This window comes from Streptomyces sp. A 4/2, assembly GCF_940670765.1.
In the GTDB taxonomy this organism is placed as follows: Bacteria; Actinomycetota; Actinomycetes; order Streptomycetales; family Streptomycetaceae; genus Streptomyces.
Window position 1 is genome coordinate 147,436 of sequence record NZ_CALNVW010000009.1, and the last position, 15,326, is coordinate 162,761.

The following is a 15,326-nucleotide window of genomic DNA, read 5'->3' on the forward strand; positions in this document are numbered from 1 at the left end:
CCGGCCCCGGCTCGTACGGCTTGCTGCGGGCGATACGTCTCGCCGCGGCGCTACTTCTTGCGGCGGCGACCGCCGCCCTTCTGCGCCTTCCGGCGCTCGGCACGCGTCATACCGTCCGCCTCCGAGCGGGACGCTCCGTCCTCGCTCTCAAAGTCGCCCTCGACGACACCGCCCTCACCGTCCACCGTGGGAGCCGAGAAGTGCAGCCTGTCGGGCCGCTGAGGGGCCTCCAGGCCCTTGGCCCGGATCTCCGGACGCGCACCCGCGGGCACGGCGTCCTGCTTGTCCAGAGAGGTCTTCTCGGCCTCGTCCTGGACCGGGACCTCCTCGACCTGCTGCTCGACCTGGACCTCCAGGTTGAACAGATAGCCGACGGACTCCTCCTTGATGCCCTCCATCATGGCGTTGAACATGTCGAAGCCCTCGCGCTGGTACTCGACCAGCGGGTCCTTCTGCGCCATGGCACGCAGGCCGATGCCCTCCTGGAGATAGTCCATCTCGTAGAGGTGCTCACGCCACTTGCGGTCCAGCACCGACAGCACCACGCGCCGCTCCAGCTCACGCATGATGTCGGAGCCGAGCTGCTCCTCACGGCCCGCGTACTGGTCGTGGATGTCGTCCTTGATCGACTCGCCGATGAACTCGGCGGTGATGCCCGCGCGGTCGCCCGCCGCGTCCTCCAGCTCCTCGACGGTGACCTTCACCGGGTAGAGCTGCTTGAACGCGTTCCAGAGCCGGTCCAGGTCCCACTCCTCGGCGAAGCCCTCGACGGTCTCCGCCTGGATGTACGCGTCGATGGTGTCGTCCATGAAGTGCTGCACCTGCTCGTGCAGGTCCTCGCCCTCCAGGACCCGGCGGCGCTCGCCGTAGATGACCTCACGCTGGCGGTTGAGCACCTCGTCGTACTTCAGGACGTTCTTACGCGTCTCGAAGTTCTGCTGCTCGACCTGCGACTGGGCGGACGCGATGGCACGCGTCACCATCTTGTTCTCGATCGGTACGTTGTCGGGCACGTTGGCCATCGCCATCACGCGCTCGACCATCTGCGCCTTGAACAGCCGCATCAGGTCGTCACCGAGCGAGAGGTAGAAACGGGACTCGCCCGGGTCACCCTGGCGTCCGGAACGACCACGCAGCTGGTTGTCGATACGGCGCGACTCGTGCCGCTCGGTACCCAGCACGTACAGCCCGCCGAGGTCCTTGACCTCGTCGTGCTCGGCCTTGACCGCCCGCTCGGCGTTCTCCAGCGCGGCGGGCAGCGCGGCGGCCCACTCCTCGACGTTCTCGTCCGGATCGAGGCCGCGCTGGCGCAGCTCCGCCTCGGCGAGGTCGTCCGGGTTGCCGCCGAGCTTGATGTCCGTACCACGGCCGGCCATGTTCGTGGCGACGGTGACGGCACCCTTGCGGCCGGCCTGGGCGATGATCGGCGCCTCACGGTCGTGCTGCTTGGCGTTGAGCACCTCGTGCTGCACCCCGCGCTTGGACAGCTGCTGCGAGAGGTACTCGGACTTCTCGACCGAGGTGGTGCCGACCAGGATCGGCTGGCCCTTCTCGTGCTTCTCGGCGATGTCCTCGACGACCGCGTCGAACTTGGCGACCTCGGTGCGGTAGATCAGGTCGGACTGGTCCATGCGGACCATCGGCTTGTTCGTCGGGATCGGGACGACACCGAGCTTGTAGATCTGGTGGAACTCGGCGGCCTCGGTCATGGCCGTACCGGTCATGCCGGAGAGCTTGCCGTAGAGGCGGAAGAAGTTCTGCAGGGTGATCGTCGCGAGCGTCTGGTTCTCGTCCTTGATGTCCACCCCTTCCTTCGCCTCGATCGCCTGGTGCATGCCCTCGTTGTAACGGCGGCCCGCGAGGATACGGCCGGTGTGCTCGTCGACGATCATGACTTCGCCGTCGATGACGACGTAGTCCTTGTCGTTCTTGAAGAGCTCCTTGGCCTTGATGGCGTTGTTGAGGTAACCGACGAGCGGGGTGTTCACCGACTCGTAGAGGTTGTCGATGCCCAGCCAGTCCTCGACCTTGGCGACACCGGGCTCGTGGATGGCGACCGTGCGCTTCTTCTCGTCGACCTCGTAGTCGCCGGTCTCCTCGATGCCCTTGAGCTGGTTGCCCGCCTCGCCCTTCGTCAGACGCGTGACGAGCTTGGCGAAGTCGCCGTACCACTTGGTGGCCTGATCGGCGGGGCCGGAGATGATCAACGGCGTACGGGCCTCGTCGACCAGGATCGAGTCGACCTCGTCGACGATGGCGTAGTTGTGGCCGCGCTGGACGAGCTCGTCCTGGGACCACGCCATGTTGTCGCGGAGGTAGTCGAAGCCGAATTCGTTGTTCGTCCCGTACGTGATGTCGCAGGCGTACTGCTCACGGCGCTGCGCCGGGGTCATGTTGGCGATGATGCAGCCGACTTCGAGCCCCAGGAACTTGTGGACCCTGCCCATCATCTCGGAGTCACGCTCGGCCAGGTAGTCGTTCACCGTGATCAGGTGGACGCCCTTGCCGGACAGCGCGTTCAGATAGGCGGGGAGCGTGCCGACGAGGGTCTTGCCCTCACCGGTCTTCATCTCGGCGACATAGCCGAGGTGCAGGGCGGCGCCGCCCAGCATCTGGACGTCGTAGTGGCGCTGGCCGAGGACACGCTTGGCGGCCTCGCGGACCGTCGCGAACGCCTCGGGAAGCAGGTCGTCGAGGCTTTCACCGTCGGCGTACCGCTGCTTGTACTCGTCAGTGAGGGCCCGCAGCTCGGCGTCGGAGAGGTTGACGAAATCCTCTTCGATGGAGTTGACCTGGTCCGCAATGCGGTGCAGCTTGCGCAGGATCTTTCCTTCGCCTGCACGCATGAGCTTGTTGAAGACGGACACGGGGGTTGGTCTCCTTGCCGGTCGGGCCTGGCGCGGTCGAGTTCATGGGCTGAACCTCCCGGGGTGCTACCCCCGGACCCCGGCCGGAGAAACAAGGCCGACCAGGGAGCCCGGCTTACTTTCACGCGGCAAACCGGGGTAGAGCAACGGCCATCGTAAGCGAGGACCCCGCCGCGCCGGGAGGCCTGCCGCTCAGGACAACGGTCGGGGCGTCCGGAAGGTGCCGGGAGAACCTCAAAAAGGCATGGCGCCCGGTCCGGCCCGGAGCGGAGAATCCAGCGATGGAGCCCTTCACTCTGACATCCGAGCGCCTGCTGCTGCGCCCTTTCACCCCCACCGACGCCGAGAGTGTGTTCCGGTCCTGCCAGGACCCCGACATCCAGCGCTGGACGATCGTGCCCTCGCCGTACGCGCGCAAGGACGCGGAGAACTTCGTCGGCACCATCGTCCCGACCGGCTGGGAGTCGGGCACCAACCTGGCCTTCGCGGTACAGCCGCGCGAGGGCGGCCCGCTGATAGGTGCGATCTCCGTCTTCCAGCGCGGGCCCTCTCATACGTGGGAGATCGGATTCTGGACGGCGAAGGAACACCGGGGCCAGGGATACACGGCGGAGGCGGTGTCCGTACTGGCGCACCACACGCTGAGCGCTCTGGGCGTCGAACGCCTGGAGTGGCGGGCCGAGGTCGGCAACGTGGGCTCGCGGGCCGTGGCGGAGAAGGCCGGATTCCAGGTCGAGGGCGTACTGCGCTCGGACCTGCTGAACAAGGGCACCCGCAGGGACGCCTGGGTAGGCGCCCTGCTCCCCTCCGACCTGGGGCTCTCCGCCGAGCACGCGTACCTGCCCGCGCGAGCCTGAGATCCGGGGCGCGAGGTCGGGCGTGGACTCCGTGGCCCGCGGCCCGACGGTGGTGGACTTCGGACCACGGCCGTCGGACCTCGGGCCCAGGCATCGTGCCCCGGCCGTCGGACCACGGCCGTCGGACCACGGCCGTCGGGCTCCGGTGTCGGGCTCCGGCCGGTCCGACGCCGTCCCTTCCGCGCCGCACCACCCCGCCCCGGACCGCCCCGGACCGCCCCGGACATCCGACGGCCCGGTCCGGCTGTCAGTGCCGCGGCCTATCGTTCCGTGCATGACTCCCGTGCCGCCCCCAGCCGTCGAACTCTCCGCCGACGAAGCCCGACGGATCGCACTGCGCGCCCAGGGATTCCTGGGCGCTCCCGACCGGCGGGGCGGGGTGCGCGGAGTACTGCGCCACCTCGGCGCGGTACAGCTGGACACCATCTCCGTGCTGGCCCGCTCGCACGAGCTGATTCCGTACGCCCGGCTGGGCGCCGTGGGCCGCAGAACCGTCGACGACGCGTACTGGACCGGGGGCCACTCCTTCGAGTACTGGTCGCACGCGGCCTGCATCCTGCCCGTCGAGGAGTGGCCGCACTTCGCCTTCCGCCGCCGCGCGTACCGCGACCGCCCGCACTGGAACCACGAACTCCCCGAGACCGCCTACGAGACCGTGATCGAGCAGCTGCGCGCGGAGGGCCCCCTGACCGCCACCGAGCTGGGAGGCGCGAAGAACGGCGGCGAGTGGTGGGACTGGTCGGCCTCGAAGGTCGCGGTCGAGCGGGCGCTGATGTACGGCGAGGTGGTGTGCACCGAGCGGCGCAGCTGGAAGCGGGTGTACGACCTGGCCGAGCGCGCGATCCCCGGCGCCCTCCTCCATGACGATCTGGACGACCTGGAGTGCGTCCGCCGGCTGGTCGCCCTCGCGGGCAGGTCCCTGGGCGTCGGGACCCGTACGGACCTCGCGGACTACCACCGCCTCAAGGGCGAACAGTTCGACGCGGTGGTAGCGGATTCGGGGCTCGTGCCCGTGAGCGTCCAGGGCTGGTCCAAGCCTGCCTGGGCCGACCCGGAGGCGCTGTCGTCCCCACCGCGCGGCCGGCACCGTACGACCCTGCTCTCCCCCTTCGACTCACTGATCTGGGAACGCGCCCGTACGGAACGGATCTTCGGCTTCACCCACCGCCTGGAGGCGTACGTCCCCAAGCCCAAGCGGATCCACGGGTACTACTCCATGCCGCTGCTGGCGGGCGGAAAGCTGGTGGGGCGGGCCGATCCTGCGCGCGAGGGCACCACGCTGGTGGCCCGGCAGGTCTCCCTGGACCACGCGAAGGCGGCCCGGCCGATGGCCGAGGCCCTGGCCGAGGCGGCTGCCTGGGTCGGCTGCACGGATGTGCGAGTCGAGCGTATGAACGCCCCGGAGCTGCGGGCCCCACTGGCCGAGGCCCTGGCAGAAACCCTGCCGACGAGCTGACCGACGGCCGGCCGACCGGCGACTGCGGCCGACGGCAGGCGACCGGCGGCAGGCGGCAGGCGGCAGGCGGCAGGCGACCGGCGGGACCACCTTGCCCCGGGGCACCGCTCAGCGGATTTCGAGAATCTTCTCCCGCATCGCGTACACCACCGCTTCCATCCGGGAGTGCAGCTGGAGCTTCTCCAGGATGTTGCGCACATGGTTCTTCACAGTGTTCTCGGAGATGAACAACTCCTTGGCGATGTCCCGGTTGTTCATCCCCGTGGCCACCAACTTCAGTACTTCCAGCTCGCGTTCGGTGAGCCGCGGCGCCGGTACGAGCCGACGCTCGTCCGTCCGCTGGATCATCGACTTGAACTCGGTGAGCAGTTTCGACGCCATGGAAGGGCTGATCTGCGACTGCCCGTCCGCCACCGCCCGGATCGCCGTGGCGACTTCGTCGGTCGAGATCTCCTTCAGGAGATATCCCGTGGCCCCGGCCTTGATCGCGTCGTAGAGGTCGGCCTCCTCGTCGCTGATCGTCAGCATGATGATCTTCGCGCTGGGTGCCACTTCCTTGATGGCCGTGCACGCCTCGATGCCACCCCGCTTGGGCATCCGTACATCCATCAGCACGATGTCCGGCAGCAGATCGGCGGCCTTGTCCACCGCTTCCGCTCCGTCACCCGCCTCGCCGATCACCTGGATGTCCTCCTCCGCGGCGAGGACGATCTCCAGACCGCGCCGGAAGAGCGCGTGGTCGTCGACCACCAGGACCCTGATCGGTTCCCTGCCCGAAGCCGGATCATGGTCCATGGGGCCCTCATCCTCGTCGTGCACCGGACCGAAGCTGTCCGCCATCGTTCCTCCCCCTGAAGCCATGGCCAGAAGTTCGTGTACCACGCCAACCACGGCTCACAGAGCACTGATTGGCGCGTGACGCCATGATTTCATGCCGCGACGACGGAACGGTGATCCGAACCCGCACGCCGGTGCCCCCGGGGTACGTGGACGCACTTCCAGGGGCACCGCACGGTTCATGAAGTCATCCGCCGAGCGCACCGCCGGCGCCGGCCGCCTCCATGTCGGCGAGCGGGTCGGTCATCAGGTGAATGACACCGTAGTCGTAGGCGTGCCGCCGGTAGACGACACTGGGCTCCTTCGTGTCCGCGTCGACGAACAGATAGAAGTCGTGCCCGACCAACTCCATCTCGTAGAGCGCCTGGTCGAGTGACATCGCTGCTGCGACGTGCGTCTTCTCCCGGACCACCAGCGGTCCGTCGCCCTGTACTTCGAGCGACCCGATCCTCGTGGTCGGAATCGTCTGGGACGCCTTGTCGGCGATGAACTCACCGTTGCCGTCGATCTGCGCCGTCTCCGGCACGGCATCCACGACCTCGGCGGCTGAAATACGCCCTGCGCCCCTGCGGTTGTGGCGCTTCTCGTTCTGCTTGCGCAGCCGCGCCTCCAACTTGTCCGTGGCCAGATCCAGCGCTGCGTACGGGTCGCCTGCCGCTGCCTCCGCCCGGATCACCGGGCCTCGGGAGTGCAGCGTGATTTCCACTCGGTCCGAACGGTCGGCCTGCCGCGGATTGGGCTCCTTGGACACCTCGACGTCAAGGCTGATCACCTTGGCGTCCAGCTTCTGGATCTTCTCAATCTTCAGCTTCTCGGCGACGTGCTTGCGGAACCGCTCGGGTACCTCGGTTTTGCGGCCCTTGACGACGATGTCCACGCAGAACTCCGTTCCCGGATCGCTCCGCTCACTGGCGGAGCAGCTCCCTTTTGCACCAGACTCCGGCGAGCACCGGAGTCTCGGACTTGGTGACTTTCACCTCCTCCTCCCCCGTCGGAAGATCCCCACACCCCACCAATCTCCGAGTTCCACGGAACCGGCGAAACCCGGAAAGCGCCTGTATGCACGTCCGTGCATTCAAGTGAGCCACAGCTTTCGCCATTCCTCACAACCGAACATAGCTCGCGGGGACGGGTATCGGCACCCGCTACTCACGCGTACCCCCGTTCCGGTGGTTTTTCTCCCTCACTACCTGCAACGATGGAAGTCCGCGGACAGTTCCGGTTTATTTCGAAAGAGAGTGGTGGCACCGCGACAACGGCCGCAGCGACCGGTTCCGGGCAGCCACCGAATTCCCTGCCGTCCACCGCCCGCACGGCCCGCGCCGCCTCCACCAGCGAAGCCCCGGTCGTCATCAGATCGTCCACCAACACCACCCTGCCCCCTTCCAGCAGCCGTACGCCCCCGGCAGGCACTTCCAGTGCACCCGCCAGATTCGCCAGCCGCTGACGGGCGTCCAGCCCCGCCTGATCCGCCACCCCCCGACGCTGCCGGAGCGCCGCCACGACCCGCGCCGGAGTCCCCGTCCTGCGCAGCTCGGCCGATGCGGACCAGGCGATCCTGCGGCCCGCGTCATGGCCCCGGGCCCGGACCGCGCCGCGTGCCGAAGGCACCGGCACCAGCAGCAGCGTCCCCGCACCCGCGCTCCGGGCCACGGCCGCCCGTACGGACCCGGCGAGCGCCCGGCCGAGCGCCCCGGCCAGCCCCAGCGCGCCCCGTTCCTTGTGCGCGAGCAGCACCGCGCGCACCGCGTCCTCGTACGCCGCCGCTCCCCACACCGCCGGCAGCCCCGCAGGCTCCGGGACCGGTCTCGCCCTGCGCGCCGGGCCGCCGGACAGCGCCCCGGCGCACTCCTCGCAGAGCGCCGTCCGAGGTCTGCCACAGCCCCCGCAGGCGACCGGCAGCACCAGATCCGAGATTTCCCGCCACCAGTTCCGCACGGCTACTACTCTGCCGAGGCACAAGGCATCGGGCCACCCCTGTGGATAACCACCCCGGAGGCCGGACCACCAGCTGGACAGCACGCCGGACAACACGTCGGACAACACATGTCGGACAACGAGCCGGCCGACGTGCCGACCGATATCCGACCGACGTGCCCGACACCCCACCGGCAACTACGCTGGTAGGGCAACTACCCCGGATAGACGGGTGACTTCCCTTCCGTCACCACTGTCTTCCAATTCGAGCGCGGCGGCATCCGCACAATTCCGTCCTCGTCCGAGAGCGCCATCAGCGGCAGCCGGTCGTCGTCCGAAGCGGCAACAGCCGTGATGCGATTCGCGCCCGGCAGCGGATTCACGCTCGAAACAGAACCGTCCGCCTGCATATAACGCACCTGCTGCACCCCGCCGGCCTCCTTGCCGACCACCACGAGGCGGCTGCGCCCCGCCCAGGACACCGCGGTGACATCGGCCATCTGCGGGGCCGCCGGGCGCAGTGCCTCGACGGCCGGGACCGTGGGATTGTCGGCGGTGCCGTGCCGCACCACCCTGCCCACCTTCAGTGTCGTGTGTCCGTCCTTGAACAGCAGCAGCGCGATCCGGACCCCGTCCGACGACATCCGCAGGCCCTCGATGCGCGCACCGTCCAACCCGACGAGCGGTACGTTCTGCGGCTCACCCGATCCCCCGGCGAACCGCAGCAACCGCGGATGCGACGGGTCCCGATCAGCCACCCACAGATCTCCACGCCCGTCCCAACTCGGCGCGGACAGCCGGTCCTTCTCCTGCTTGGCGTGGCTGGAATAGAGCAGTTCCGGCGCCTCGCGGCCCGAGACGATGGACGACGTGTACAGCGTCCCTCCGTCCTTGGACACCCCCGCCGCCCGGTGCTCGTCACGCGCCACCGCAACGGTGCTCAGCGGCTTCTCACCCGTCCCGAGCGGCCCCTGGACCGGCTCGGGATCGGTCCGCCCCGACGTGCCGCCCCCGGTGACCTGCATCTCCACGAGCCGCCCCTTGGCATCGACGAAGTACTCGCCGGCCGGGGTCCCCGAGGTGCGGTCGGGCGCGTACTCCTCCGCGTGATCCGCGCTGAGCACGCACAGCTGCGAGCCGTCCGCCCGCTCCAGCTCCACCTGATCGACCCGCATGGACGTCGTGTCCCGCAGGGTGAAGAGCAGTTGGGCGGCCATCATCCGGCACTGCCCCTGGCCGACGTTCTTCGCCTTGTCGTTGAGCGGCACCGTCAGCGCGTTCCGGTCGTCGAGCGCCAGCGTCTTGACGCCCTTCTTCAGCGCCGTACCGGCCGGGAAGCGTGAACCCACCACCGGCCGAAGCCAGTTGGTCGGCCCGTCGAGCAGCGAGGCGACCGTCTGTGTCAGCGGATCCATCCGCGTCTCGGGGTCGATCCCCTGGCGGAGATAGACGGGGTCGGCGACCAGCCAGTCCTGGCCGGGCGTTCCGGACGTCGGCGCCGAGGCGAAGTAGTACTTGTTGACCGAGTGGTAGTTGCGCTGGAAGTCGGACAGGCTGAGCAGCAGACCGGCGGGCAGATCGTCGATGCGCCACTCCTTGCCGTTCTGCCGGACCAGATGGATCGCGTTCCGGTACTTCCCGTTGTCCGGCCGGTAGGCGTGCTGCTTGTCGACCACAGCGACTTCCGTGCCGGTCAGCTCGAACGTGGAAGAGCCCTCCGGCGCGTCCCGGTCGTTCGCCGGACTCAGCCGGCGGGTGGGACCGTCGGCCAGCACGGTGGTCCGCGCACCCGGGTCCCAGCTCCGGGACGCGCCCTTCGTCAGATACTTCCTGGCCGTGGCGAACTGCAGATCGTCACTGGTCATCGCCTCCAGGAAACCGTCGACGATCTCGGCGGGCGCCGCCCCCTCCTTCGGAGGAACCGCGTACACCTTGACCTGCGAATCGTTGCGCTGCGAGGGATCGACCGCTTCGATGTCACCGCTGTTCGGCATGGACGCGCACCCGGCCAGCAGCACCCCGCCGCACCCCAGCCAGACGTACATCCGCAGTCCTCGGGCGCCGCGGCGCCCACCCCCACGATCAGCGCCCACGGGCGGTGTCCTCCCGGTCCGGTACGTGCGTTGCAGAGTCACCGACCCGCGGCACCACCCGGGCGCCACTGCCCGGCAGCGCCGTCGGATCGGCCGGTATCGCCCGAGCCGGCAGCGGCAGCGTCGACCGGTCGGGACCCGGCTGGACCGGCACGGCCACCCGCCGCCCCGCGGCCTCGGCCTCCGTCGCCGCACGTCCGCGCCGCGAGTCCTCGGGCTCCAGCGGTATCGGGGAGCCGCGCAACGGCTCGTCCGCCGTACGCGGCAGAGTCAGCCGGAACTGCGAACCGCCACCGGGCTCGCCCCAGGCCTGCAGCCAGCCCCCGTGCAGCCGCGCGTCCTCGACCGCGATGGAGAGCCCGAGCCCGGTACCCCCGGTGGTGCGGGCGCGCGCCGGATCGGCCCGCCAGAAACGGCTGAACACCCGGGTCGCCTCGCCCGGCTTGAGCCCCACCCCGTAATCGCGCACCACCACCGCGACAGCGCCTCCGGCCACACCGAACCGCACCACCACGTCCTTGCCCTCGCCGTGCTCCACCGCGTTGACGACGAGGTTGCGCATCACCCGCTCGATCCGCCGGGCATCGACCTCGGCGACCACGGGCTGCTCGTCCCCGACGACCCGGATCCGGCTGCCCTTGCGCTCGGCGAGCGGCTCGGCACCGGATATCACCCGGCGCACGGTCTCGCGCAGATCGATGGGTTCGGCCTCCAGCGCCGCGGCGCCCGCGTCGAAACGGCTGATCTCCAGCAGGTCGGCCAGCAGCGACTCGAAACGGTCCAGCTGGTCTCCCAGCAGCTCCGCGGAGCGCGCGGTCACCGGGTCGAAATCGCTGCGCGCGTCATGGATGACGTCGGCGGCCATCCGTACCGTCGTCAGCGGCGTCCGGAGTTCGTGCGACACATCGGAGACGAAGCGCCGCTGCATCCGGGAGAGGTCCTCCAACTGCTGGATCTTCAGCTGAAGGTTCTGCGCCATCTTGTTGAAGGCCTCGCCCAGCCGCGCGATGTCGTCCTCGCCGGTGACCTTCATCCGCTCCTGCAGGCGGCCCGCGGAGAGCCGCTCGGCGATCCCGGCAGCCATCCGCACGGGCGTCACCACCTGCCGCACCATGAACCAGGCGATCGCGCCGAGCAGCACGACCACGAACAGTCCCGCGGTGGCCAGCGTGCGCTTGACGAGGCTGAGGGTCTTCTCCTCCTGCGAGAGCGGGAAGAGGTAGTAGAGCTGGTACGGCTTGTGGTCGATGTCCTCCAGCCGCTGCCCGACGATCAGCCCCGGCTCCGGCGGACGACCGTCGACATACTTGACGTCCGTGTACGTCTTGTACGGGGCCGTCCCCTGGTCGACGTCCTGGCGCAGTTTCTCGGACACGCTGTCGGGGCTCACCTGCCCGGACGTACGCTGCCCGCCGTTGCCCGCCCCCGCTTCCTCGGACGCGGGAGCCAGGGTGATCACGTTGTACGCGCCCTGACCGCCGCTCGCGAGCTGCGCGACCAGGTCGGTACGCCACTGCCGGGAGTTGCTGGAAGCCCCGCTGTCGGCCGTTTCGCTGTCCACCACCGCGGTCGCGTTGGCCTTGTCCTTCGCCACGGTGAAACCACCGGCGGCCTGGCTGACGGCCGCCTTCTCCTTGGCTTCGAGCAGCCCGTTGCGCACCTGCCCGATGACGACGACGCCCAGCACCAGGACCACGGCGAGCGACATCAGCAGCGTGCCCGCCACCACCCTGAGCTGGATGTTCCGCCGCCACAGCCGCACAGCGGGAAGCAGCGGACGGCGCACCAGACGCGCCACCATCCGCAGCACGGGGCTGCCGGGCGCTCCGTCCTGGAACAGCCGGCCGCCCTGTACGAAACGCTCGCCGAGTCTCCCCCGCGAACGCGCCCCGGGGCCCCCGCCGGACGAACCGGCGGGGACGGTGTCCCGGGGAGAGGCGTCCGCCTCCCGACCGGCAGGCCGCTCCGTGCGCGCTCCCGGCTCCCCGGGCGTCGGAGCAGCACTGCTTCGGGTCATGTCAGCTCGGCCCGGCCTTGTAACCGACACCACGGACGGTCACGACGATCTCCGGGCGCTCGGGGTCCTTCTCGACCTTCGACCGCAGCCGCTGGACATGCACATTGACCAGCCTGGTGTCCGCCGCGTGCCGGTACCCCCACACCTGCTCCAGCAGCACCTCACGGGTGAACACCTGCCAGGGCTTACGGGCCAGCGCGACCAGCAGATCGAACTCCAGCGGGGTCAGGGCGATCGACTGCCCCTCCCGCTTCACGGAGTGACCGGCCACATCGATGACCAGATCACCGATCGCCAGCTGTTCCGGCGCGGGCTCCTCCGACCTCCTCAGTCTCGCCCGGATACGGGCGACCAGTTCCTTGGGCTTGAACGGCTTGACAATGTAGTCGTCGGCTCCGGATTCGAGCCCCACCACCACATCGACGGTGTCGCTCTTCGCCGTGAGCATCACGATCGGCACACCTGACTCGGCCCTGATAAGCCTGCAGACCTCGATGCCGTCCCGTCCGGGCAGCATGAGATCGAGCAGTACCAGGTCCGGCTTGGCCTCACGGAATGCAGCCAGTGCCTTGTCGCCGTCCGCTACAAATGACGGCTCAAAACCTTCACCACGCAGCACAATGCCGAGCATCTCGGCAAGTGCAGTGTCGTCATCGACGACAAGGACGCGTCCCTTCATGTTGACATCATCCCATTAGCTAATCGTTACCTGGCGTGACCTGGCACACAACGCGGTGAGTGCATCCGCGGTGACAGGCGAAACCGCCCCTGCCTCCGTGACTACGGCCGTCACGAGCTCGGGCGGTGTGACATCAAACGCAGGGTTGTACGCCTGCGTCCCCAGCGGCGCGACCGGCACCCCGCCGAATTCCATGACCTCCCCGCCCGCCCGCTGCTCCACCTCGATGGACGCTCCGTCCGGCGTGGACAGGTCGATCGTCGTCGTGGGAGCCACCACGACGAACGGCACGTGGTGGTACTTGGCCAGCACCGCCAGCGGGTAGCTCCCCACCTTGTTCGCCACCGAACCGTCGGCGGCGATCCGGTCGGCACCGATCAGCACCGCGTCCACCTCACCCGCCGCGAAAAGAGACCCCGCCGCATTGTCGGTGAGCAGTGTGTACGCCATGCCGTTGCGGGCCGCCTCGTACGCCGTCAACCGCGCCCCCTGCAGAAGGGGACGCGTCTCGTCCACCCACAACCGCCGCAACCTGCCGGCACGGTGTGCTGCCAGGGCCACGGCGAAAGCCGTACCTTCGCCGGCCGAGACCAGCGCCCCGGTGTTGCAGTGTGTCAGAATCCGGTGCCCACCGCCGGGCAGCAGCTCATCGAGCAGTTCCAGCCCCCGGAGCGCCATCTCCGCACTGGCCCCGGCGTCCTCCCGGTGGAGGTCCCTGGCCGCCGCGAGCGCCGCCGCCGCCCCGGCCTCGGCGTCCGCGCCGTTGCGTACGGCCGCCCGGTACACCTGAGCCACCCTGCGCACCCCGTACCCGAGGTTCACCGCGGTCGGCCGCGCACCCTCCAGCAGCGCGGCGGCCTCGTCGACGTCGTACCCGCGTACGGCAGCGAGCGCGACCCCGTACCCGCCGCCAACCCCCAACAGCGGTGCACCCCGGACCGCCAGCGTCTGGATCGCCTGCACCAGCGCGGGCACGTCCGTGCACACCAGCTCGACCTCCTCGCCCGGCAATCGGGTCTGGTCGAGAAGTACCAGGACGGGCCCCTCCGGCGGCTCGTCCCAACGCAGTGAAGGGATCATCGGAGGTCCGGCATCCAACGAGGTTTGCGCGTCCTGATCAGCCATCCGCACAGTCTGCCCCGTGAGGCACCGACAATTGAAGCGGCGATGGGGATGTGCGGCCCTCTCCGTCGCCGAACAGCGCACGACACCAAGACGGCCAAACCTGCTGCCCCGACTCGTGGGCAGACATGTGTAAGGAGCGACCATGAACGACTCTCCGGGTCGGGCCTCGCCCGGGTCCGCCCCCTCCGACGGTCAGGATCCGGGCGTTCCGCGCCCGACCGAACCGTCCGACCAGGGCGATACCGCTCCGAAGTGGTCCAGCAACCAGCCACCGCCCGGCCGGTGGACCACGCCGAGCCCGCCGGACACTGCGTCCGTCCCCCCTCAGCAGACCCCGCGCCGGGGCGCACGAGCATCACAGAGCGGCAACTGGGGCCGCCCGCAGAGCGGCAGTTGGGGTGGTCCGCCGCAGGGTGGCTGGGGACGTCAGCCCGACGCACCCAGGCCCGGCGTCATTCCGCTCAGACCGCTGGGCGTCGGAGAGATCCTCGACGGCGCCGTGTCGACCCTGCGCGCCCACTGGCGCGCCGTGTTCGGCCTGACCGTTCCCGTAGCGGCGGTCGTCCAGGGCTGTTCGATCCTCGTCCAGCACTACCTGCTCCCCGACCCCGTCCAGATCGACGCCGGAGCCAGTCCCACCGAGCAGCTGCGCCAGAACATCGACGCCCTCCGGACGACCCTGCTCGACCTGGGCCCCGTGTACGCGATCTCGCTGATCGGCACGATCTTCACCACGGCCGTACTCGCCATCGTCGTCAGCCGCTCCGTCCTGGGCCGCCCGGTGGCGCTGTCCGAGGCCTGGCGGGAGGCCAGGCCGCAGCTTCCCCGTCTGGTCGGACTGAGCCTGCTGCTGCCTGTCCTCTACGCGGTCGTCGCGACGGTCGGCATCCTTCCCGGCCTGCTGATCGGGGGCACGGGAGGCGCCGCGCTCACCGTCCTCGGGGCATTCGCCGTGATCGCTGTGATGGCCTGGCTCTGGGTCTGGGTCGGCCTGGCCGGACCCGCGCTGATGCTGGAACGACAGAGCATCGCGGACGCCCTCCGCCGCTCGGTCAAGCTGGTGAAGGGCGTGTGGTGGCGGATCTTCGGCATCATGCTGCTCACTCTTGTACTGACCTCCGTCCTCTCCGGCATCATCAGCCTGCCGTTCAACGCCATCGCCATGGCCGCGGACGGCAGCAGCGTCACCGAACTCGTCTCGGGCAATTCGCCCGCGTTCGGCTGGCCCTATCTGATCGTCAGTGGCATCGGAGGGGTGATCACCGCAGCAGTCGCCTACCCGTTCTCGGCCGGCGTGACGGTGCTTCTCTACATCGACCAGCGCATCCGCCGCGAAGCCCTCGACATCGACCTCGCGCGATCCGCGGGTGTACCCGGTTACGACACTTCGCAGAACTGATCGGCCTGTCGGCGCCGGGGCACAACAAGGTTCGCCCCGGCGCCGATGGACAACAGGGAGAAGTCCCTACGGTTTTGGT

Annotated in this window: 11 protein-coding genes; 3 read left to right on the plus strand and 8 right to left on the minus strand. The window is 69.1% G+C overall.

The genetic code is table 11. From position 1 onward, the window contains the following. Positions 1 to 50: 50 nt before the first annotated feature. Positions 51 to 2,867, minus strand: a complete 2,817-nt coding sequence (secA, locus tag NBY69_RS06520; RefSeq protein WP_250298815.1) for a preprotein translocase subunit SecA — start codon at positions 2,865 to 2,867, stop codon at positions 51 to 53. A gap of 281 nt (positions 2,868 to 3,148) precedes the next feature. Between secA and NBY69_RS06525 the strand changes: the two genes are divergently transcribed. Further along, positions 3,149 to 3,724 carry a GNAT family N-acetyltransferase gene (locus NBY69_RS06525; protein WP_250298818.1) on the plus strand — a complete coding sequence of 192 codons (576 nt, stop codon included), beginning with the start codon at positions 3,149 to 3,151 and terminating at the stop codon, positions 3,722 to 3,724. A gap of 274 nt (positions 3,725 to 3,998) precedes the next feature. Further along, the gene (locus tag NBY69_RS06530) at positions 3,999 to 5,180 is read left to right on the plus strand and encodes a winged helix-turn-helix domain-containing protein (protein WP_250298820.1); all 1,182 of its coding nucleotides are present in this window, start codon (positions 3,999 to 4,001) and stop codon (positions 5,178 to 5,180) included. A 108-nt stretch (positions 5,181 to 5,288) separates the two neighbouring features. Here NBY69_RS06530 and NBY69_RS06535 read toward each other — a convergent pair whose 3' ends face one another. The 7 genes from NBY69_RS06535 to mtnA all read right to left on the minus strand — a co-directional run bounded on the left by NBY69_RS06535 (position 5,289) and on the right by mtnA (position 13,848). Continuing rightward, entirely contained in the window at positions 5,289 to 6,020 is a 732-nt protein-coding gene (locus tag NBY69_RS06535) for a response regulator transcription factor (RefSeq protein ID WP_250298822.1), read from the minus strand. A gap of 184 nt (positions 6,021 to 6,204) precedes the next feature. Continuing rightward, positions 6,205 to 6,894: a ribosome hibernation-promoting factor, HPF/YfiA family gene (hpf, locus tag NBY69_RS06540; RefSeq protein WP_250298828.1), complete on the minus strand. Its 690-nt coding sequence runs from the start codon at positions 6,892 to 6,894 to the stop codon at positions 6,205 to 6,207. A gap of 272 nt (positions 6,895 to 7,166) precedes the next feature. Beyond that, the gene (locus NBY69_RS06545) at positions 7,167 to 7,955 is read right to left on the minus strand and encodes a ComF family protein (RefSeq protein WP_250298830.1); all 789 of its coding nucleotides are present in this window, start codon (positions 7,953 to 7,955) and stop codon (positions 7,167 to 7,169) included. 194 nt (positions 7,956 to 8,149) lie between these two features. After that, positions 8,150 to 9,979 carry an LpqB family beta-propeller domain-containing protein gene (locus NBY69_RS06550; RefSeq protein WP_250298872.1) on the minus strand — a complete coding sequence of 610 codons (1,830 nt, stop codon included), beginning with the start codon at positions 9,977 to 9,979 and terminating at the stop codon, positions 8,150 to 8,152. A gap of 37 nt (positions 9,980 to 10,016) precedes the next feature. Next, on the minus strand, positions 10,017 to 12,044 hold the full coding sequence (gene mtrB / locus NBY69_RS06555; RefSeq protein ID WP_284347872.1) for an MtrAB system histidine kinase MtrB: 2,028 nt from the start codon (positions 12,042 to 12,044) through the stop codon (positions 10,017 to 10,019). A gap of 1 nt (position 12,045) precedes the next feature. Beyond that, entirely contained in the window at positions 12,046 to 12,723 is a 678-nt protein-coding gene (gene mtrA, locus NBY69_RS06560; protein ID WP_005486885.1) for a two-component system response regulator MtrA, read from the minus strand. A gap of 15 nt (positions 12,724 to 12,738) precedes the next feature. After that, the gene (gene mtnA / locus NBY69_RS06565) at positions 12,739 to 13,848 is read right to left on the minus strand and encodes an S-methyl-5-thioribose-1-phosphate isomerase (protein WP_250298837.1); all 1,110 of its coding nucleotides are present in this window, start codon (positions 13,846 to 13,848) and stop codon (positions 12,739 to 12,741) included. Between the two features lie 142 nt (positions 13,849 to 13,990). On the opposite strand from mtnA, the gene NBY69_RS06570 reads away from it, so the two are divergent. Continuing rightward, positions 13,991 to 15,247 carry a hypothetical protein gene (locus NBY69_RS06570; protein WP_250298838.1) on the plus strand — a complete coding sequence of 419 codons (1,257 nt, stop codon included), beginning with the start codon at positions 13,991 to 13,993 and terminating at the stop codon, positions 15,245 to 15,247. The last annotated feature ends 79 nt before the right edge of the window (positions 15,248 to 15,326 follow it).

What these genes read in the sequence shown, in the direction of transcription:
- NBY69_RS06525 (WP_250298818.1), top strand. Translation starts at nt 3,149, where the DNA reads ATGGAGCCCTTCACTCTGACATCCGAGCGCCTGCTGCTGCGCCCTTTC.
- NBY69_RS06530 (WP_250298820.1), top strand. Translation starts at nt 3,999, where the DNA reads ATGACTCCCGTGCCGCCCCCAGCCGTCGAACTCTCCGCCGACGAAGCC.
- NBY69_RS06535 (WP_250298822.1), bottom strand. Translation starts at nt 6,020, where the DNA reads ATGGCGGACAGCTTCGGTCCGGTGCACGACGAGGATGAGGGCCCCATG.
- NBY69_RS06550 (WP_250298872.1), bottom strand. Translation starts at nt 9,979, where the DNA reads ATGTACGTCTGGCTGGGGTGCGGCGGGGTGCTGCTGGCCGGGTGCGCG.
- mtrB (WP_284347872.1), bottom strand. Translation starts at nt 12,044, where the DNA reads ATGACCCGAAGCAGTGCTGCTCCGACGCCCGGGGAGCCGGGAGCGCGC.
- mtrA (WP_005486885.1), bottom strand. Translation starts at nt 12,723, where the DNA reads ATGAAGGGACGCGTCCTTGTCGTCGATGACGACACTGCACTTGCCGAG.
- mtnA (WP_250298837.1), bottom strand. Translation starts at nt 13,848, where the DNA reads ATGGCTGATCAGGACGCGCAAACCTCGTTGGATGCCGGACCTCCGATG.
- NBY69_RS06570 (WP_250298838.1), top strand. Translation starts at nt 13,991, where the DNA reads ATGAACGACTCTCCGGGTCGGGCCTCGCCCGGGTCCGCCCCCTCCGAC.